Here is a 19,833-nt window from a genome sequence, read left to right as displayed (position 1 = left end):
GCAACAGGAAGCTAAATGAGAATTGGTTGATATTGATCAAATTACACGCATGCTGAAACTTCTGTGTATGAAACATATTGATCACCATCAAAAGTTCCGCATATCAGCACTTGACTCTTTTTTGTGTACTCTCCATATGTACCAATTGCCATTCATCCTGCATATCCATAATCACGTTGAAATTGTTACGCAACCAGAAATAATACCCTCCGGGTAAAAAATGATGTGTGTGGAGATACAAAATCTTATATTGATGTCGCTGACAGAATACCTCAGCTAAAGCAAACAACTGACTTCCGATCCCCTGTCTGCGGTAGCGCTCATCCACGTAACAACGACAAATTTCCGCCGTTTCAGCCAAGTTATAGCGACCACGTAGTTCAGTAATACGATCATCATATTGACATACCGCCAGTGTAGCGATTAATTCCTGGTTTTCACTCCACGCGCAAAGCAATGAATTCCTTTCCTGCAAGATATACTGTTGTGCGAGATCAAAGAGATCTTCTTCGGCAGAAGGCATGGCTCTACCGGCATTGAAGAATAAATTAAGATGCTCAACAAGAAACGACTGAACAGCAGGAATATCGGCGGGAGTCATCTCACTAAACCTAAATGGGATCATGGCAGCATAACTCAAATTTAGAACGGAAAATGATAATAACAATAAGACCACTTTAAAAACAATATTGAGCAGTAAGAGACAGACTCGCAATTGCATACGGAGCTATTCTCATTACGGGTTATAAATGGGTGTTTGGGCGGCCACCACAGAGTGCAATCAGGCAGAAACACTTAACAAAACTCTTCGCGCAGAAGGTCAGGCTGTCGCGAGAACTAAGGTTTTCAGCGTCCTCTTGGGATAGAAAAAAGAATTGCATCTTATTGGGCTGCCAGGCATTTGCAACTGGGGCTGCATTTTTTTCTTCATTACCTGGATTGCCCTAATAGAAAAGCATCTGACATTTTGTTTTTGAAAACGACGTCTCAAAACATATCTGTATTCATTCTCTAAGCAGAATATTATAGAAACTAAATTATGAGTGGTAAGAGTAAATGTCACAATAAGGTGATTTACAATATAGATTATTTCATACTGTTATAGTTGATTATGGTTAGGGTTTAGAGTATCTTTAATCTAATCGTACATTTTCAAATAAAAGTAGACAATAACAGTATGAAAACCAGACTCTATAATTTTTCAGAAGACACAAATGAAATTTTTGTTTTTAGATGGACTCGGAAGCACTATGAATTTTGGGTGATGCTGCCAACTTACTGATTTAGTGTATGATGGTGTTTTTGAGGTGCTCCAGTGGCTTCTGTTTCTATCAGCTGTCCCTCCTGTTCAGCTACTGACGGGGTGGTGCGTAACGGCAAAAGCACTGCCGGACATCAGCGCTATCTCTGCTCTCACTGCCGTAAAACATGGCAACTGCAGTTCACTTACACCGCTTCTCAACCCGGTACGCACCAGAAAATCATTGATATGGCCATGAATGGCGTTGGATGCCGGGCAACCGCCCGCATTATGGGCGTTGGCCTCAACACGATTTTACGTCACTTAAAAAACTCAGGCCGCAGTCGGTAACCTCGCGCATACAGCCGGGCAGTGACGTCATCGTCTGCGCGGAAATGGACGAACAGTGGGGCTACGTCGGTGCTAAATCACGTCAGCGCTGGCTGTTTTACGCGTATGACAGGATACGGAGGACGGTTGTGGCGCACGTCTTCGGTGAACGCACTCTGGCCACACTGGAGCGTCTTCTGAGCCTGCTGTCGGCCTTTGAGGTCGTGGTATGGATGACGGATGGCTGGCCGCTGTATGAATCCCGCCTGAAGGGAAAGCTGCACGTAATCAGCAAGCGTTACACTCAGCGCATTGAGCGACATAACCTGAATCTGAGACAACATCTGGCAAGGCTGGGACGGAAGTCACTGTCGTTCTCAAAATCGGTGGAGCTGCATGACAAGGTCATCGGGCATTATCTGAACATAAAACACTATCAGTAAGTTGGAGTCATTACCGAATTTTGCATGGATAACGATATCTTTTTGAATCATAGAGGTAAGAAAGTTTATAAAGAAAGAAATTTGTTACTGTTCTCGAAAGGTGACAAAATTAGAATTGAAGCTGATGTTATTGCTGAACAATATTCCACAATGCCAGTAAAAAGTTTTTCTAGCGTTGGTGCGTTTTCATTTCCAACCTGTTATTTTCCGGGTAATGTAAATATCGGAAGATTTTGTAGTATTGCATCAAACGTAAAAATCATGGGAGGGAACCATCCTATGAATCGTTTTACAACTCATATGCTTACTTATAATGGCGAGTTTGATAAATATGCTGCCAACGAGTTCGGACAAAACTGGGTATTGAAACCATTTATTACAAAGCCTAAAAATACAACGATTGGCAATGATGTCTGGATTGGCAATGATGTCGTTTTAAAAGGTGGTATTTCAATTGGTGATGGTGCTGTTGTTGCAGCAAATTCCGTTGTTACTAAAGATGTGCCTCCATATGCTATTGTCGCAGGGGTTCCTGCGAAAATTATCAAATACAGATTTGAGTCAGATATTATTGAACAGTTGTTAAAAATAAAATGGTGGAACTATAATTACACCGATTTACCCGATAACAGCAAGTGTGATGATATTATAAATTTTGTCACTGAAATGAGCACGTTGATATCGAATGGCACTATAAAAGAAAAAGCATATAAAAAATTTAATCTTACCGAAATATTTACAACTCTTTAGTTTAATATGTCATTGTTGGGACTGTTATCCGGCGAAAGCAAAATGAGATAAGGACAACACGATGACAAAAGTTAGCATCTTGCTAGTGATGAGCGTTTTGCCATTGTCAGCATACGCAGCAACGACCGGACTAACCAGACTGGCACCGAGCGTCTGTGTAGAAACGATCGCTATTTCGGGCCAGATGGTAAGCGTAGCGGGAAAGTGAATACTCGTTACACCGCTCTATTGTTCAGACAGAACGATAAATCCTGATAGTCCTGCGCGTTTTCACTGCCTGCGCGGCGGGGACGCTGTTTTCTGCTTTTCCATCTGCCCGCAACACTAACTCTCAGAAATGAGAGGCCGATCCTCTGAGCAGGACTTTTGTCCTCAATCCTCTGCAAACCGCTGGTTACAATCCCTGCATATCTTCAATACACATAATTCAGGAATTGTTATGACTGCACATATTAATGCCAAAGCGGGTGATTTTGCGCCAACCGTTATTATGCCGGGCGATCCGCTTCGCGCTAAGTTTATTGCTGAAAATTATCTAATGGATTACCGCGAAGTCACCAATGTACGCAATATGCTGGGCTATACCGGTCTTTATTTTGGGCAACCTGTTTCGGTGATGGGACATGGCATGGGTATTCCGTCAATGACGCTTTATGCTCATGAACTGGTACATGACTTCGGTGTACAGCGAATTATTCGTGTCGGCAGTCTGGGGGCAACACAACATCATGTCAAAATGCGAGATATTATTCTTGCCGTCGCCGCCGGAACGGATTCCGTCACAAATTTAAAACGTAGCGCGGGCTACACGATGGCGACATCTGCCCATTTCCCATTATTGCAGCAGGCGTGGGCATTGGCGCAGAAGGCCGGTATTGACGCTAAAGTCGGCAATGTCTTCAGTGGCGATCTTTATTACGATCCTGACGAAAATTTAATACCTGCACTGGAAAAGTTTGGTGTGCTGGGTGTGGATATGGAAGTGGCAGGGTTATACGCTTTAGCGCATCAGTTTAATATTGAAGCGTTGGCTATATTAACCGTATCCGATCATTGCCTGACAGGAGAAGAAACAACGGCGGAAGAACGGCAGTTAACCTTTAAAAATATGATAGAGCTGGCGCTAAATACAGCTGTTACGGCTTAGCATCAGCATTTAAATGAACCAATCAGAGATGGCATTATATGAAGAATAAAATAGCACTTACGCTGATTAGTTTTCTGGCAAATTTTATTATGGCAGGATTTGCCAGTCAGTTTGGCATGCTGATTGAACCGATTGCAGTACGCTACAGTGCCGATGTGAATACCGTCGCCTCGATATTTTCGTTGCTTAACGGTGGGGCTTTAGCCGGGACCATCGCCGCCTTTTTCCTGATTGAGAAAATCGGCGTTAAGCGTATGACGCTCATTATCTATTCGATAGTGTTCCTCTGCGCTCTCGCAATGCACTTAAGCCCTGGCTTATGGCCGGTGATGGTCGCCATGACCCTGGTGGGTTTCTGCGGCGGGATTGGTCTGTGCGTGGCGGGAACGATCGTGGTGTCGGTTTGGCAGGATCGCATTCAAAGTACGATGCTGGTGGTGCAGGACGCCACCTTTAACGTCGCGGGCGTAGTTTTCCCGCTGATTACCACCTTCGCCCTGACGCACAATATGTCGTGGAGTTACAGCTATCTGAGCGTAGGCATAGTGGCCTTACTCACGCTGGGCGTTGTGGCTCTCACCCGCTTTACCGCCTGTGAAACGGCTCCTGCAGCGGATAGCGCAGACCCGGTGAAATCCGAGTGGAATCCAGGGATTATCAGCGGAGGCATTGGCCTGTTCTTAGGTATGTTGGCGCTGTATACCTTCCTGACCTGGGCACCATTATTTGTGAAGAACAAATTTGGTATTCCCTTCGAAGAAGCAGGTAATATTATTACGCAATACTGGGGTGCTGCGCTGGTCGGCGCGTTAGTCTCAACCGTTATTGTTTCCCGCGTAAAGATACATTATTTCTTGCTTAGCATTATTTTGTTAGCTTGCGTTATTACCACCATCATTGTCACGAAGGAAAATATCTCCGGGCTTGATTATCTGGCCTATAGTTACGGGTTTGTCTGCGCAGCACTGTATAACTCCTTTATTGCCTACGGGGTTTCTTTCGTGAAGCGCGCGAGTAGCCAGAACGTTTCTTATATTTTAATTAGCGGTAGTGCTGGCGCCATGTTCAGTCCGGCGATCAGTGCGTTAATGGAAAAAACTATGGGATTGCAGAAAATTATGTATGCAATACCGGTGTTGTATTTAATTATCTTTATTATGTTGATGGGTACATTAAAACTCAAACGTAATTAAACACAGTAATAACGCTTACCTCTTTAATTAGATAGCCCGCCGTCACGCCATTTAACTGGTGGGGCGACACTCAACTTTGCTCAAAGGAATTGAAAATGCTGAAGAAAAATAAATCAATGATGAAAAAAACAGTTCTGGGTGCGGTAATTGCGATGTGCTGTACGCAAGCGCTTGCGGCTGATTATGCCGATGGCAACATCCGCAAAAATGATTTTAACTGGATGCAGATGAACTTAATGCAAAGTGTGGATGCGAAAGTGCCTTATGGTATTCGTAATGACACCTATCTTGAGCTGGAGTTTGGCGCACGATCCGGGATTATCGATCTGTATGGTTATGTGGATTTCTTTGATATTTTGGATCGCGAGCAGGACGATCGTCACGGGGGGGATAACTTCTTTGCCAAGATATCTCCACGTTTTTCCCTCGACGCCATTTTTAATAAAGATTTATCCGTTGGGCCATTTAACGAATTCTATATCGCAACGGTAAATAACATTGGCGACCGGGAATTATTCGAGCATTACGTTGGTCTCGGCACTGATGTTAAAGTGCCGTGGTTTGGTCTGGTGGGAATGAACATTTATGCGCACTATGTACGTGAAAATTACGGTGCGGATAACGAAGGCAAGTGGGATGGTTACATGTTCTCGACCAACTGGTCGACGCCGTTCTATACATTCGCCAACGGCAGTTATTTGAACTATCAGGGTTACTTTGACTACCAGTTCGCCGCGAACAAGATTGCTAACCAGCCGTTATATAGCAATAACGCGATTGAATGGTATAACGGCATCTACTGGCATTCAGAGCATTATGCAGTAGGTTATGGCTTAAAATATTTCCGCAACATGGCATTGATGGAAAACCACGGTGGAGCAGGGCGTACCACCGGACTGGGTCACTATTTCAACCTCACCTATAAGTTCTGATTGCGCTGAAATGACACACCAATGCTCCGTTTGCCAGGGTTGGTGTGTCAGTCAATGATGTCATTGCCGAGAAATTTACGCAGCCCATCCAGATCCTTAATTTCCAGTCCTTGCTTCGTGCGCGTTACCAGTCCGGCATCCGTCAGCGCTTTCACCGCCCGCCGATAGACCCGGTCGGTGGTGCCGAATCGCTCAGCTTCCTGGTATTTTTTATGAAAACCATCCATTGGCTGCTTGTCCTGATGCTGGCGATACAGGTCATACGCTACGTTATGTACGATAGGGTAGAGCATCCGGTGCAGGAAGATTTCCAGCATATCCTGATAATCAACGGCCATTGCGCTGGCGAAAAATATCGCCAGTCTGGGGTGCTGGTTCAGCGCTTCCTCCAGACGGTCACAGTTGCATACCGCCACGGTCAGCGGTTCTTCGGCTACGATATCAAGCTGGCAACGATACCCGGTAAAAAACTCCATTTCGCCAAACAGTTGCTCATCACATTCCATTGCACCCAGTTGAAAACGGCGACCATTCTCCGCGCTATAACGCAGAGAAATTCTTCCTGACTGCACCATGATAAGTCGATCGACTACCTGTCCCTGGCGGTAAAGATAGTCATCTTCCTGGATAATCTGTGTTTCAGAGAGCAACTCCTGGAATATCTTCTCAATTAAGGCATCATCTTGCTGCCAGATATTGTGAAAACGACCTTTTGTGAGGGGCTTAAGCTGCATGGCTCAACGTCTTATTGTTTGAGATAATTCTTATCGCTGACTGTATGCCATCTGCTGCGCAATGTCATTAAGAGCGGGTTGCGGATAATAAAAGGGCCAGCACCATGCTGGCCTTGACACACTAAGGATGGCTGATAAAGCGAGACAATCGCTGGCGCAGCAGGCGGTTTTCCTGCCGCAGTTGAGCGTTCTCTTCCAGCAATGTCAGCGCAACGGCAATTCCCGGCCAGTCAAGTTCCAGCTCCTGACGCAGGCGTATCGCGCGACGCATGACGTTCAGCGCATGATCGTCAAAAGTCTCGTCTTCATGAGGTTCTATCACCCCTAAGCCGACAATCTCATGTAGCTCTTCTTCTGACACACCGGTGTACAGACAAAACTCGGTAATGGTAAAGGTGACGGTGACGTTAGCCATTATGCTTTCCCCCACTCTTTGCGCGGATCAAAGGTCTTTTGTGCATCCGCCAGCTGCTGCCACAGGGCGGCGCTGGCGTCGTCAGGTTTCGGAGGCATGACGATTTTGATCACCGCATACAAATCGCCGGTATGTTTTTTACTTACCAGACCTTTGCCCTTAATGCGTAACCGCTGCCCGGCCTGGCTGCCCGCAGGAATGGTCAGCAGGATGCTCTCTTTTAACGTCGGAACGGTTACTTTCGCGCCCAGCGCGGCTTCCCACGGCGCCAGGGGAACGACCACTTCCAGATCCTGATTAACGATATCGAACAGCGGATGTGGCGCGATATGAATCACCAGCCACAAATCACCGTTTGGCCCACCGTTTTCACCGGGGGTGCCCTGGCCTTTCAGACGAATACGCTTACCGTTACCGACGCCAGCCGGAATTTTCACATTCAACGTTTTAGGAATTTCACGTTCGACCATGCCGAACGCATTGTAAACCGGCAGGGTGTAACTGATCGTGCGGCTATGCTCAGTAAGCGTTTCTTCGAGGAATACGGCGACTTCAATTTCAATATCGTGCCCGCGGCTGGCATGACGCTGGCGAGACTGTTGCGCATGCTGACCAAAAATGGAGGAGAAGATATCGTCGAAATCTTCGGCGTTATAGCGTTGATTCTCTCCTTGTTGGAATTGACGGTTGAACTGTGGGTCGTTGCGGTGCTGCCACAACTGGTCGTACTCAGCGCGTCGCTGTTCATCACTCAGGACTTCCCAGGCTTCAGCAACCTCTTTAAACCGGGCCTCCGCGTCAGTCTCTTTGCTGACATCAGGATGATATTTACGGGCGAGTCGACGATAGGCGGTCTTGATTGTCTTGAGATCGTCTGTCGGTTTCACGCCCATAATGGCGTAATAATCCTTTAATTCCATAGCGTTCTCTCGTGTAAATCAACACTTGCAGAAGGTGAACCCTGACAACAGGTATCACCGCTAAGTTTAGGGTAATCCTGATAACGGAGAATGCCAACCGGGAAGGGAGGATATTGCTATAAACGATGCGGGCGTTGCACCACCAACAGCGCTTTTTAACGTTATGGCGTCTGTTGTGTGGTGCGAATAGAGAGATTAGCTAAACATCAGGATTTAGTGATCAGGAAGCGGACCGTATCAGCATAGTTTTGTACGAACGCGTTAAGGTCATCAGATTTCAGTCCTTTCGGATTGATCATATATTTACCGTTGATAAAAATGGCGGGCACCCCGGTTAAATCTACGGCTTTAGCCATTTCTTGCTGTTTGGCGGTTAGTGATTTTACGGCAAAACTATTCCATGCGGCATCATAATCACTGGCACTGACGCCCGCGCTGATAAATACGTTACGAATATCGTCCGCCGATTTAATGGTTTGTTTTTTCTGCACGGCATCAAAAAGCAACGGTTTGACTTTATCTTGCACGTTCAACAGCATGGCGACGGACCAGGCGTGCGTCATGTCCTGCCCCAGAGGGCCTAAAAAGTCGACGTGGTATTCGGTGAGTTTGACGTCAGCAGGCAAAACTTTTTTCACGTTATCAGTGATTTCAAAAACTTCATCGTACTGATAGCAGGAAGGACAATAGAATGAGAAAAACTTCAGCGCTGCCGGGGCTGAAGCGACGGGTTTTTCAAGTGAGATAAACTCTTTGCCGTCGGTAAATGGTGCTGCCTGAGCGCTAACGGTAAAAAGTAACCCAATCAGGGGTAATAAATATTTTTTCATTTCCATATACTCTAAATAACATTCAATAAACAAATTTTCTGCGAATGAATACGCTATTCATTGCGTCGGGCTATAATACGATAATCACCTAAAAATGCGCTGACCCTTACTTTCATTTACGCATCAATACGTAGCGGGACAGTATTTATGTACTGTTCTGCGAATATCCTTTGGTACTCTTCGTAAATAGTGAATGATCACTTCCGTGATATTTTCGTAATTACTTTGGCAATGTTATATTGTAATAAATAAAAACGGAAATATGATTAATTATCATTTAATTTATAAAACGTGAGCAGCAACGCGTTGCGCTATGTTCTGTCAACGCAGCCGTAAGATTCTCTTTTTCTTGTAGCGTGTGAATGAATAGGGTAAGTGTCTGAGATGAGCAACCAAAATGGATATCGCTATGATTGACCACCTGGATCATCTGGTATTGACCTCCAATAATGAAGAGGCATGCGTTCGTTTTTATGTCGAACTTTTAGGGATGAGGCTGGAAACCTTCGCGCAAGGGCGGAAAGCCTTCGTCTTTGGCAATCAGAAAATTAACCTCCACATTCGGGGAAAGGAGTTTGAACCCAAAGCTTACGCGCCAACGCCGGGGGTGCTGGATTTGTGTTTTATCACCACGCGTGCGCTGGAAGAGGTGATAGCCACGTTTCAAACGCACGGGGTCGATATTGTTGAGGGGCCGGTTGCACGAACCGGTGCGATGGGACCGATTCGCTCGGTTTATGTCAGAGATCCCGATCTCAATCTGATTGAAATCGCGGTATATCCTGCTGATGACAGGACATAACTTTACAGCGCAAAGGTTGCCAAAACCTGGTGAGTGGTTAAGATAACTCGCATCAATCAGTGAGGGTATAATGGCGAAACGTCAACGGATGGGATGGTGGTTCCTCTGTCTGGCATGTGTTGTGGTGATGGTTTGTACCGCACAACGCATGGCGGGTCTGCACGCGTTGCAGATGGACACCGTTGCCACAAGCGTGGTCGTAAGCGCACAAGCGCAGACCGATGAGGCCTCGTCCGTTACCCCTTGTGAACTGAGCGCGAAGTCATTACTGGCGGCGCCCCCGGTACTGTTCGAAGGCGCTATTCTGGTGCTGTGTCTGCTACTGTCGCTGCTGGCGCCAGTGCGGGCGTTTCGTCTGCCTTTTTTCCCACCGCGAGCCATCTCGCCGCCCACACTAAGGGTACATCTGCGATTTTGCGTCTTCCGTGAATGACAGAACAGCCGTTGCTGACTGTTAGATAATTATTCACGGAGAAAATATATGATGACTGTTTTCAGGCAGGCGCTGCTCTGTCTGTTATTGCTATGGCTGCCCGTATCCTGGGCGGCTGAACCCGGCTGGCTGCGTTCACCCGATAACGATCACGCCAGCGTGCGGTTACGCGCTGATACGTCCTCAGGCGGCGAAACTCGTCTGTTGCTGGATGTTAAACTGGAGGACGGCTGGAAAACCTACTGGCGTTCGCCGGGCGAGGGAGGCGTCGCGCCATCTATCGCCTGGCAAGGGGAAATGCCTGCGGTCGACTGGTTCTGGCCAACCCCTGCACGCTTTGAGGTCGCTAATATCACGACCCAGGGCTATCACGATAATGTGACATTCCCGATGGTTGTGCGCGGCAGATCGCCCGCCACGCTTAGCGGTGTTTTGACGCTATCCACCTGTAGCAACGTTTGCCTGTTGACGGATTTTCCTTTTTCCGTGACCTCCACGACCCAGGACCCGACTTTTGCGCATGACTATGCGCAGGCAATGGGGCAGATCCCGCTTGCCAGCGGCCTGACCGATACTTTGCGCGCTGGCGCACGGGCCGGCGAGCTGGTCGTCGAGGCTCACCGCGCGGGAGGCTGGACTGCGCCTGGGCTGTATCTGGACGCCGTTGATGATGCTGATTTTGGCATGCCGCAAATTCACGTCGCAGGTGAGACGTTACGCGCCACGGTACCTGTTCATGACGGTTGGGGGGAAGGCGCGCCGGATTTACGCGGTAAGTCGGTCACGCTGGTGCTGGCAGATAACGGTGTTGCCCAGGAAAGTCGTCTTGCGATTGGCGAAGCCCCGGTTATTGAGAACGCCTCACTCCCATTGTGGCAGGTGGTGCTAATGGCGCTGCTGGGCGGTTTAATCCTCAACCTGATGCCCTGTGTGTTACCGGTTCTCGGCATGAAACTGGGCTCTATTTTGCTGGTTGAGGAAAAAAGCCGTCGCCAGATCCGCCGTCAATTCCTCGCATCGGTAGCCGGGATCCTGGTCTCCTTTATGGCCCTGGCGCTATTGATGACAGTGCTACGTTTAACCAATCAGGCGCTGGGCTGGGGGATCCAGTTTCAGAACCCGTGGTTCATTGGCGTCATGGTCGTGGTGATGCTGACGTTCAGCGCCAGCCTGTTCGGGTGGTTTGAATTCCGCCTGCCTTCGGCGATGACCACCACGCTGGCGACTCGCGGTGGCAACGGCTTGTCGGGACATTTCTGGCAAGGCGCATTTGCGACCCTGCTCGCCACGCCGTGCAGCGCCCCGTTTCTCGGAACGGCGGTAGCGGTGGCATTGACCGCTTCGCTGCCAACGTTGTGGGGACTGTTTATCGCACTCGGCCTGGGGATGAGCTTGCCGTGGCTGCTGGTGGCTCTGCGTCCCGGTCTGGCGCTGCGTTTGCCGCGTCCGGGACGCTGGATGAATATTTTGCGGCGTCTTCTCGGTGTCATGATGCTGGGTTCGGCTATCTGGCTTGCGACGTTGCTGCTCCCGCATTTAGGGCTGGCCGGACACGCTAGCGCTAAAGAAAGCGTGAACTGGCAACCGCTTAGCGAGCAGGCGATTGAGGATGCGCTGGCGCAACATAAGCGTGTGTTCATTGACGTCACTGCCGACTGGTGCATCACTTGTAAGGTGAACAAATACAACGTGTTGCATAAAGATGACGTACAGGCCGCGTTGCAACAGCCGGATGTAGTGGCGCTGCGCGGCGACTGGACGCTCCCTTCTGAAGCCATCACCGAATTTCTGAAAAAACGCGGCCAGGTTGCTGTGCCGTATAACCAAATTTATGGCCCCGGTCTGCCGGAAGGCCAGGCGTTACCAACGTTGTTAACCCGCGATGCGGTATTGCAAACGTTGACCGACGCCAAAGGAGCAACCCCATGAAAATAATGATTGTTCTGCTGTTAACCCTGTTTTCTGCCGTCAGCGTAGCGAAAGAGCCTGCACCGTTTACACCGGAACAGGAAAAGCAAATTGAAGCATTAATCCAGGAGGCCCTGTTTAACGATCCCAACAGCCCGCGGATTGGCGCTAAGCAGGCGAAACTGACCCTGATAAACTTCACCGATTACAACTGCCCGTACTGCAAGCAACTGGATCCCATGCTGGAAAAAATTGTGCAGAAATATCCTGACGTGGCGGTAGTGATTAAACCGCTGCCGTTTAAAGGGGAAAGTTCGGAACTGGCGGCGCGGACCGTGCTGACTACCTGGCTTGAGCATCCGCAGCAGTTTCTGGCGCTACATGAAAAACTGATGCAGAAAAAGGGTTACCATACCGACGTCAGTATCAAACAGGCGCAGGAAAAATCGGGAGCCAGTCCGGTGGCGTTGGATGCCCAAAGTGCTGAAACGCTAAGCACTAACCTGCAACTGGCGCGACTGGTGGGCGTGCAGGGCACCCCCGCAACGATTATTGGTGATGAGCTTATTCCCGGTGCGGTGCCGTGGGAAACCCTTGAGGAAGTGGTCAAAGAAAAGCTGGCGGCGGCAAATGCTCAGTAAACTGCGCCGCTGGCTGCGCGAAGGGCTGATCTTACTGGCGCTGTTGGCAGGGGCGATGCTGCTGATGGATGTCTGGCGCGCGCCGCAGCTCCCTGGCTCTTTTGACAGCACGCCTTTGCAAACGCTGGATGGTGAAACCGTCACGCTGGCGGCGCTCAGCAAAGACGAGCCGGTGCTGCTTTATTTCTGGGCGAGCTGGTGCGGCGTTTGCCGCTTCACGACGCCGGAAGTCGCCAGGCTGCGTTCGGAAGGGGCAAACGTGATGACCATTGCGTTACGCTCCGGCAGTGAAGCTGAGGTGTCTCGTTGGCTGTCGCGTAAAGGCGTGGACTTTCCGGTCATCAATGATGCGAACGGGGCAATTTCCCGCAGTTGGGCGATTAGCGTCACGCCCACGCTGGTGGTAGTGTCACAAGGTCGGGTGGTGTCAACAACCAGCGGCTGGACCAGCTACTGGGGCATGAAGCTTCGGCTGTGGTGGGCCAAAACGTTCTGATAATGTGCCGGGGAAACCCGGCATTTTTATATTATTACCCGTAAGCGGGAAGACATATTTCGTTGCCTGGCGAAGCGAGTGCCGCGATTAACGTCCAGAATGGGTCATCTTCTCTTTTTCAGGAAAGTGCAACATGACGAGTTCGTTAGCGTTTGGGCCCGCTCTGGTGATGATGATTGCCGCCACGTTTGTCCTCGCCGGGATGGTAAAAGGCGTCACTGGTATGGGATTGCCCACCGTGGCTATGGGGATCCTCGGATCGCTTATTTCGCCGGTTGCGGCGGCGGCCATGCTGCTGTTGCCTTCGCTGATTAGCAATCTGTTTCAGTTTGGCGGTGGCGGAAATACGCGTCAATTAGTCAAACGACTGTGGCCAATGTTATTGACGGTGGTGGTGGCGACACTGCTTGCCAGCGCCTGGATTACCGGCGGCGATACCACCCGTACCCAGTTTGCGCTTGGCGTGGCGCTGGTGGCTTACGCTATCTGGACGCTGGCCGGAAAGAAAATCGCAGTGGCTCCGCAGCATGAAAAACCGTACTCCCTCGTCATAGGATTTGTTACTGGCTTATTGACTGGTGGAACCGGTGTGTTTGTGATGCCCGCCGTGCCCTGGATCCAGTCATTGGGTTTTGAGAAGGATGAACTGGTTCAGGCGCTCGGGATCTCTTTTACGTTTTCGACATTGGCTTTGGCGCTTGGTCTGTGGTGGCACAACGCGCTGCCCGTACAGTCGTTGAGCTTATCGGCTTTGGCCATTGTTCCCGCGCTGATTGGTCAGTGGTTAGGAACCCGTGTACGACGGGTTATTTCTCCGCTCGTGTTTAAACGTTGTTTTCTGTTTTGTTTGGTCGGGTTGGGTATCGAGATGATGCTGCGTGCGGTGTGACCTGTGCGCTGACTTTAGAACGCTTTCATGGCATCGTTAATTCAGACATTCAGGGTCAAAGAGGTCGCTATGGCATCAGTGATGTTAAGTGAGGAAGAGAGCGCTCTGGAGTCGCGAATGGCGCTCACCGCGGCGGCGATGGCCGATAAATCGCGCTCGCGAATGTTGTGCGCCCTGATGGATGGCCGCGCCTGGACCGCGACCGAGCTCAGCGCAGTGGCGGATGTGTCAGCGTCAACCGCCAGTGCGCATCTGGCGCGTCTGTGCGAACAACGTTTTGTTGTGGCGCTCGCGCAGGGCAGGCATCGTTATTTTCGCCTTGCAGGCTCCGATATCGCTGAACTGCTGGAGCGCCTGATGGGCGTGGCGTGGGCTACATCTACGCCACGAAAAATCACGACGCCGCCAGGCTTACGACATGCCCGAACCTGCTACGATCATCTTGCTGGCGAGGTGGCGGTGAGGCTGTTCGATACGCTGGTTTCCCGTCAATGGTTAACGCCGGATGGTGAAACGCTGACGTCTCTTGGGCAGGAAAAACTGGCACAAATGGGGATTGTCCTTGCTGCGAGCGCATCGCGGCGGAAATTAACCTGCGGTTGTCTGGACTGGAGTGAACGACGTTACCATCCCGGCGGCGTGCTTGGCGCATCGCTGCTACGCTGGCTGATTGAAAAACGATGGATAAAAACGGAGCTGAGTGGTCGCCGCGTCACCTTCACCCCGCATGGCATTCGCAAATTAGAAACCGAGTTCGGTATTAAAACGACACCATAGATGGTGCGTTTTGCGAAAGCGTTCCGGGAAATATGTCATATTTCTGTCACACTCTGTTGTGATTGATAACAACAAGAGGTCGTAGGGATGAATAAATCGTTAATCGCCGCAGCCGTGGCAGGGGCTGTATTAATGTCAACCGCCGCGCAGGCGCAGACCGCGCCGGAAGGCTATCAGCTTCAGCAAGTATTGATGATGAGTCGGCATAACTTACGCGCACCTTTAGCCAATAATGGCAGTGTTCTTGAGCAGTCCACCCCCAAACAATGGCCAGAATGGGATGTCCCCGGCGGACAACTGACCACCAAAGGCGGCGTGCTGGAAATCTATATGGGCCACTATATGCGAGAGTGGCTGGCAGAGCAGGGGATGGTGAAATCGGGCGAATGTCCGGCGCCGGGTACGGTTTATACCTATGCTAACAGCCTGCAGCGTACGGTCGCGACGGCGCAGTTCTTTGTCACCGGTGCTTTCCCGGGTTGCGACGTCCCGGTCCATCATCAGGAAAAAATGGGCACCATGGATCCCACCTTTAACCCGGTGATCACCGATGATTCCGCCGCCTTCAGCCAGCAGGCGGTTCAGGCAATGGAGAAAGAGCGTAGCCAAATGCAGCTCAACGACAGCTATCAGTTGCTTGAGCAAATGACCGACTACAAAGACTCTCCGTCCTGCAAAGAAAAACAGCAGTGTTCCCTGACCGATGCCAAAGATACGTTTAGCGCGAAATATCAGCAGGAGCCTGGGGTTTCGGGGCCGCTGAAGGTCGGAAATTCGCTGGTTGATGCCTTCACGCTGCAATATTACGAAGGCTTCCCGATGGATAAGGTTGCCTGGGGCGAGATTAAATCCGATCAACAGTGGAAGGTTCTGTCGAAGCTGAAAAATGGCTATCAGGACAGCCTGTTCACCTCCCCGGAAGTGGCGCAGAACGTCGCCAAACCGCTGGTGAAGTATATTGATAATGCGCTGGTTACTGAACGCGTAAAAGCGCCAAAAATAACCGTGCTGGTGGGGCATGACTCAAACATCGCATCGCTGCTCACCGCGCTGGATTTCAAACCGTACCAGCTTCACGATCAGAACGAGCGTACGCCGATTGGCGGGAAGATTGTCTTCCAGCGCTGGCATGACAGCAACGCGAATCGTGATCTGATGAAAATCGAGTACGTGTATCAGAGCTCACAGCAGTTGCGTAATGCAGACGTTCTGACTCTGAAATCCCCGGCGCAACGCGTAACGCTGGAGCTGAAAGGGTGTCCGATAGATGCGGATGGCTTTTGCCCGATAGATAAGTTCGACAGCGTGTTGAATGAGGCGGCTAAGTAAAAGAAAAACTCCCCCGTGTTCGCGGGGGAGTCTGAGCGCTAGACGTTTTTGCGTTCGATAGTCTGTTCACCCCAAAAGAGCGAATCTTTGTCTGTTTTCTTAAAGGCTTTGATGAGCACCTCGTCGCTACCTTCTTCCCAAATTTTTTCCGCCAGTTTCTCGTCATAATGCGCGACTTCAAAAATGGCTTCGGCTATTTCCGGCGATGTATTGCGCAGACTTGCCCATTCGCCGACGCGATGGGCTTTCGCTTCTTGAGTTGGCATTCGAATCCTCCTGTTGAAGATTAGCCGTTGAGTTTTACTGCCAGACCTGCGACATATTCACCCTGATAGCGGGCGATAGATAATTCTTCCTGACTTGGCTGGCGAGAGCCGTCGCCTCCGGCGATGGTGGTTGCGCCGTAAGGGGTACCGCCGCGAACTTGAGAAACATCAAACAGCTCTTGCGCCGCGTAACCGATAGGCACAATCACCATCCCATGGTGAGCAAGCGTAGTCCAGGTTGATGTAATGGTTTGTTCCTGACCGCCGCCGGTTCCTGTCGAGCTGAATACGCTGGCGAGTTTGCCGTACAGGCCGCCTGAAGCCCACAGCCCGCCAGTCTGGTCGAGGAAGGTGCGCATCTGACCGGACATATTGCCAAAGCGTGTGGGGGTACCAAAAATAATGGCATCGTAATCTGCCAGTTCTTGCGGGGTTGCGACTGGTGCGTTTTGTGTTTTGCCGCCAGCTTTGAGGAAAATCTCCGGCTGCATGGTCTCTGGTACGCGCTTAATAATCACTTCCGCGCCATCAACCTTATTTGCGCCTTCTGCGACTGCATGGGCCATAGTTTCAATGTGTCCGTACATGGAATAATAAAGCACCAGAACTTTTGCCATTTTACACTACTCCTCGAGTTAACCGTGTCCGTAGCGACTCGCTACCTACCTTTAAAGATATGACGTACTGTCAGGAGTGCAAATTTCACAATCACTTCTTTGATTTATAACAATTTTTATAACAACTTCTCTTGTTGCAAAATGATACATATTTAACCGGGTGGAATTTGGTAGTCATAAGAAAGACTTATTGATTTCTCGCTGTGATTATTTCTCTATCACCACCAATCCTGTTGCAGGATATTACAGTTAGCGGCTGCTCAGGCCACGCTTCACTATGCTTAATCCCACGCAGTTATTTTCAGGGTATCGCCCGTAACGCTGCGTGAGGTATCACTCCTCAGTACCTATGCAATATGATGTCTAATCAATGACGGAGGTCAGTAATGGCAAACCATCGAGGCGGTTCCGGCAACTTTGCGGAAGATCGCGAAAGAGCATCAGAAGCAGGTCGAAAAGGTGGCCAGCACAGCGGGGGCAATTTTAAGAATGACCCGCAACGCGCTTCAGAGGCAGGCAAAAAAGGGGGCAAAAATAGCCACGGCAACAACAAATCGTAATTGCCGGGCTAGCTGTCAGATATGCCGTGACGGCTGAGGATCAGAGTCAGACGTTACGTAGCCACCCACCGCCGCCGGTTTCTTCCGGCGGTTTTTTTTGTCTGCAAGGTTGAACTGTAACAAAACGCAACGCAGACTAACGACATTCAGTTAATCGGGTGTCTCATGTCATTACTTTCTCGTTATTCCTTCTCTGTTAAACCTCAGGAAGCGATCCTCATTGTGATCACTATGTTCTGGGGTGGCACGTTTTTGGCCGTGCAATATGCCGTTACCCTGAGCGGACCTTTTTTCTTTGTCGGCGTGCGTTTTGCCACCGCTGCGCTGGCGGTCGCGCTTTTGTCACTACGCTCATTGCATAAACTGACGTGGCTGGAAGTCAAAGCAGGCGTTGCGATCGGTATCGCAATTGCGTTGGGCTATAGTCTGCAAACCTGGGGACTACAGTTTATTCCCAGCAGTAAATCGGCATTTATTACCGCGATGTATGTGCCGTTGGTACCGCTTTTACAATGGCTGTGTCTGGGGCGTATGCCCGGCCTGATGCCGTGTGTCGGCATTGTGCTGGCCTTTATCGGGTTGATTTTTCTCGCCGGACCAGGAGGCAATTTGCTGGCTTTAGGTGAAGGAGAGTGGATCACACTCGCCGGCGCGGTGGCGATTGCGGCAGAAATTATCCTGATTAGCGCGTGGGCGGGAAAAGTGGATGTGCGGCGGGTAACGGTGGTACAACTGGCAACCGCTTCGATAGTGGCGTTTATTGCGATGGGACCGGCCGGAGAGACCGTACCCCCGATGTCTACGGGATTGCTGGTGGTGGCGCTGGGGTTGGGGATTTTCAGTGCGATTATTCAGGTTACCATGAACTGGGCACAGCGCAGCGTTTCGCCGACGCGCGCGACGGTCATTTATACCGGTGAGCCGGTGTGGGCGGGGATCTTTGGTCGCCTGGCGGGGGAACGCTTACCGCTACTGGCTTTGCTCGGCGCAGCATTCATTATTGTTGGCGTGCTGGTCAGCGAACTGAAGTTCAAAAAGAAAAAAGGGGTAGTGCAAGAGGCACCGCCGGAGTCGCTTTAATTTAACCATTCACCGCGTGATTTGGTATGCTGACGCCCTCACAAGAAGGAGAGGGCGCATGGTCCAACGCGCAGAGAAAAAAACAGGTAAGCGCTCGCAGGCCGTCAGTGCAAAACGCCAGGCCATATTAACCGCGGCATTAAATATCTTCTCCCAATATGGGATCCACGGCACGCGTCTCGAACAGGTCGCTGAGCAGGCGGGTGTGTCAAAAACGAATCTGCTTTATTACTTCCCGTCAAAAGAGGTGCTCTATATTGCCGTTTTGCGGCAAATCCTCGACGTCTGGCTGGCTCCGTTGAAGGCTTTTCGCGAAGACTTTGCGCCGCTGGTGGCCATTAAAGAATACATTCGCCTTAAGCTGGAAGTGTCGCGCGATTACCCTCAGGCTTCACGACTGTTTTGTATGGAGATGCTGGCAGGTGCGCCTTTATTGATGGCTGAATTAACGGGCGATCTCAAAACGCTAATTGATGAGAAATCGGCGCTGATTGCCGGTTGGATCAAAAGTGGGAAACTGGCTCCGGTCGATCCGCATCATCTGATTTTTATGATTTGGGCTTCAACCCAGCACTACGCCGACTTTGCCCCACAGGTAGAGGCGGTAACGGGCGCAACGCTGCGTGATGAAGCCTTTTTTAACCAAACGGTGGAGAGCGTGCAGCGGATGATTATTGAAGGGATCCGCGTGCGTTAACTGGCTGGCGGTAACGGACAGCTTAAATCGCCCTCTTCGCACTGTAAGAGTGAGGCGAGAAACGCTTCACGCTCGTTGGTTTTATCCGTCAGGCACTGGCTGGAAATCATCGCCTGGGCGCTACCGCCTTCGGTGCCGGAACTGATTAACGCGCAGTCCGCATCGCGCAGGGTTATCCATGAGATTTGCGCTTTTTTCAGTAAATCGCGCTGGGTCGGGGCGGCGCGCTTAAGCGCATTCTGATAAGTGTCATTAAGTTTGGTGTCGGCCGCCTTAAACTGCTCTGCCGCACAGGTGTTCATCTCAATCTGAGTGTTCGCGTTGGCGCAGTCATCCGCCAGCGCCTGGCCGCTCAACAGCAGCGCTGCACATGTCAGTACGATTCGTTTCATGCTTCCCTCTGG

At 50.3% G+C, this 19,833-nt stretch carries 23 protein-coding genes and 2 pseudogenes; 17 read left to right on the top strand and 8 right to left on the bottom strand.

Annotation, left to right across the window (positions count from 1 at the left end):
- Window positions 1-103 precede the first annotated feature (103 nt).
- Entirely contained in the window at window positions 104-625 is a 522-nt protein-coding gene (locus HV302_RS15745; protein WP_181627475.1) for a GNAT family N-acetyltransferase, read from the bottom strand.
- A gap of 690 nt (window positions 626-1,315) precedes the next feature.
- Here HV302_RS15745 and HV302_RS15740 point away from each other — a divergent pair.
- From HV302_RS15740 to HV302_RS15720, 6 genes and pseudogenes are all read left to right on the top strand, one after another.
- Window positions 1,316-2,013, top strand: a protein-coding gene (locus HV302_RS15740; RefSeq protein ID WP_223429336.1) for an IS1 family transposase whose coding sequence is annotated in 2 segments (ribosomal slippage) — window positions 1,316-1,565 and window positions 1,565-2,013 — 699 coding nt in all. Because the reading frame shifts where the segments join, the coding sequence is not laid out codon by codon here.
- Window positions 1,992-2,763 (top strand): annotated as a pseudogene (locus HV302_RS15735) (CatB-related O-acetyltransferase); the annotation flags it as partial. The gene HV302_RS15740 and the pseudogene HV302_RS15735, both read left to right, overlap by 22 nt.
- Window positions 2,764-2,910: 147 nt before the next feature.
- Window positions 2,911-3,018, top strand: a pseudogene (locus tag HV302_RS28340) (YcgJ family protein); the annotation flags it as partial.
- Window positions 3,019-3,202: 184 nt separating this feature from the next.
- Entirely contained in the window at window positions 3,203-3,910 is a 708-nt protein-coding gene (deoD, locus tag HV302_RS15730; protein WP_181627474.1) for a purine-nucleoside phosphorylase, read from the top strand.
- Window positions 3,911-3,948: 38 nt separating this feature from the next.
- Window positions 3,949-5,103 (top strand): MFS transporter TsgA, encoded by a 1,155-nt coding sequence (gene tsgA / locus HV302_RS15725; RefSeq protein WP_016156155.1) that lies wholly within the window; start codon window positions 3,949-3,951, stop codon window positions 5,101-5,103.
- Between the two features lie 95 nt (window positions 5,104-5,198).
- The gene (locus HV302_RS15720; protein WP_016152568.1) at window positions 5,199-6,035 is read left to right on the top strand and encodes an outer membrane protein OmpK; all 837 of its coding nucleotides are present in this window, start codon (window positions 5,199-5,201) and stop codon (window positions 6,033-6,035) included.
- Between the two features lie 47 nt (window positions 6,036-6,082).
- Here HV302_RS15720 and HV302_RS15715 read toward each other — a convergent pair whose 3' ends face one another.
- The 4 genes from HV302_RS15715 to dsbA form a co-directional block, all read right to left on the bottom strand.
- Entirely contained in the window at window positions 6,083-6,769 is a 687-nt protein-coding gene (locus tag HV302_RS15715; RefSeq protein WP_016152569.1) for a Crp/Fnr family transcriptional regulator, read from the bottom strand.
- Window positions 6,770-6,890: 121 nt separating this feature from the next.
- Complete coding sequence (gene cbpM, locus HV302_RS15710) at window positions 6,891-7,184, bottom strand: chaperone modulator CbpM (RefSeq protein ID WP_016156156.1); 294 nt, start codon at window positions 7,182-7,184, stop codon at window positions 6,891-6,893.
- Window positions 7,184-8,104: a curved DNA-binding protein gene (gene cbpA / locus HV302_RS15705; RefSeq protein ID WP_181626252.1), complete on the bottom strand. Its 921-nt coding sequence runs from the start codon at window positions 8,102-8,104 to the stop codon at window positions 7,184-7,186. The genes cbpM and cbpA overlap by 1 nt, the downstream gene beginning before the upstream one ends.
- A 206-nt stretch (window positions 8,105-8,310) precedes the next feature.
- The gene (gene dsbA / locus HV302_RS15700) at window positions 8,311-8,934 is read right to left on the bottom strand and encodes a thiol:disulfide interchange protein DsbA (protein WP_016156157.1); all 624 of its coding nucleotides are present in this window, start codon (window positions 8,932-8,934) and stop codon (window positions 8,311-8,313) included.
- Window positions 8,935-9,331: 397 nt separating this feature from the next.
- On the opposite strand from dsbA, the gene HV302_RS15695 reads away from it, so the two are divergent.
- The 8 genes from HV302_RS15695 to agp all read left to right on the top strand — a co-directional run bounded on the left by HV302_RS15695 (window position 9,332) and on the right by agp (window position 16,209).
- Complete coding sequence (locus HV302_RS15695; protein ID WP_181626251.1) at window positions 9,332-9,736, top strand: VOC family protein; 405 nt, start codon at window positions 9,332-9,334, stop codon at window positions 9,734-9,736.
- A gap of 70 nt (window positions 9,737-9,806) precedes the next feature.
- Entirely contained in the window at window positions 9,807-10,169 is a 363-nt protein-coding gene (locus HV302_RS15690) for a hypothetical protein (protein WP_016152574.1), read from the top strand.
- A gap of 48 nt (window positions 10,170-10,217) precedes the next feature.
- Window positions 10,218-12,098, top strand: a complete 1,881-nt coding sequence (locus HV302_RS15685) for a protein-disulfide reductase DsbD family protein (protein ID WP_181626250.1) — start codon at window positions 10,218-10,220, stop codon at window positions 12,096-12,098.
- On the top strand, window positions 12,095-12,718 hold the full coding sequence (locus HV302_RS15680; protein ID WP_016156160.1) for a DsbA family protein: 624 nt from the start codon (window positions 12,095-12,097) through the stop codon (window positions 12,716-12,718). The genes HV302_RS15685 and HV302_RS15680 overlap by 4 nt, the downstream gene beginning before the upstream one ends.
- Window positions 12,708-13,214 (top strand): protein disulfide oxidoreductase, encoded by a 507-nt coding sequence (locus HV302_RS15675; RefSeq protein ID WP_080858581.1) that lies wholly within the window; start codon window positions 12,708-12,710, stop codon window positions 13,212-13,214. Before HV302_RS15680 ends, HV302_RS15675 begins: the two co-directional genes overlap by 11 nt.
- A 133-nt stretch (window positions 13,215-13,347) precedes the next feature.
- A complete protein-coding gene (locus tag HV302_RS15670) occupies window positions 13,348-14,103 on the top strand; it encodes a sulfite exporter TauE/SafE family protein (protein ID WP_016156161.1) in 756 nt (251 codons plus the stop codon).
- Window positions 14,104-14,172: 69 nt separating this feature from the next.
- Window positions 14,173-14,880, top strand: coding sequence for an ArsR/SmtB family transcription factor (locus tag HV302_RS15665; protein ID WP_181627473.1), 708 nt, complete (start codon window positions 14,173-14,175; stop codon window positions 14,878-14,880).
- Between the two features lie 87 nt (window positions 14,881-14,967).
- Complete coding sequence (gene agp / locus HV302_RS15660) at window positions 14,968-16,209, top strand: bifunctional glucose-1-phosphatase/inositol phosphatase (protein ID WP_016156163.1); 1,242 nt, start codon at window positions 14,968-14,970, stop codon at window positions 16,207-16,209.
- Between the two features lie 38 nt (window positions 16,210-16,247).
- Here agp and HV302_RS15655 read toward each other — a convergent pair whose 3' ends face one another.
- Together HV302_RS15655 and wrbA are read right to left on the bottom strand one after the other, a co-directional pair.
- Window positions 16,248-16,475, bottom strand: coding sequence for a YccJ family protein (locus HV302_RS15655; protein WP_016152581.1), 228 nt, complete (start codon window positions 16,473-16,475; stop codon window positions 16,248-16,250).
- A 20-nt stretch (window positions 16,476-16,495) separates the two neighbouring features.
- Window positions 16,496-17,092 (bottom strand): NAD(P)H:quinone oxidoreductase, encoded by a 597-nt coding sequence (gene wrbA, locus HV302_RS15650; RefSeq protein WP_003832057.1) that lies wholly within the window; start codon window positions 17,090-17,092, stop codon window positions 16,496-16,498.
- Window positions 17,093-17,478: 386 nt separating this feature from the next.
- On the opposite strand from wrbA, the gene HV302_RS15645 reads away from it, so the two are divergent.
- From HV302_RS15645 to rutR, 3 genes are all read left to right on the top strand, one after another.
- Complete coding sequence (locus HV302_RS15645; protein WP_003036022.1) at window positions 17,479-17,652, top strand: general stress protein; 174 nt, start codon at window positions 17,479-17,481, stop codon at window positions 17,650-17,652.
- A gap of 165 nt (window positions 17,653-17,817) precedes the next feature.
- Window positions 17,818-18,732 (top strand): DMT family transporter, encoded by a 915-nt coding sequence (locus tag HV302_RS15640; protein WP_047359350.1) that lies wholly within the window; start codon window positions 17,818-17,820, stop codon window positions 18,730-18,732.
- Window positions 18,733-18,790: 58 nt separating this feature from the next.
- On the top strand, window positions 18,791-19,429 hold the full coding sequence (gene rutR, locus HV302_RS15635) for an HTH-type transcriptional regulator RutR (protein WP_016156165.1): 639 nt from the start codon (window positions 18,791-18,793) through the stop codon (window positions 19,427-19,429).
- On the opposite strand, the gene HV302_RS15630 is transcribed toward rutR, so the two are convergent.
- A complete protein-coding gene (locus tag HV302_RS15630) occupies window positions 19,426-19,821 on the bottom strand; it encodes a lysozyme inhibitor LprI family protein (protein ID WP_016156166.1) in 396 nt (131 codons plus the stop codon). The genes rutR and HV302_RS15630 overlap by 4 nt on opposite strands.
- Window positions 19,822-19,833 lie beyond the last annotated feature (12 nt).

Origin of the sequence: Citrobacter sp. RHBSTW-00859 (assembly GCF_013729795.1) — a bacterium.
Classification (GTDB): domain Bacteria; phylum Pseudomonadota; class Gammaproteobacteria; order Enterobacterales; family Enterobacteriaceae; genus Citrobacter; species Citrobacter braakii.
Note: the sequence above shows the minus strand (reverse complement) of the source record. Positions and strands in the feature narration are given on the sequence as shown.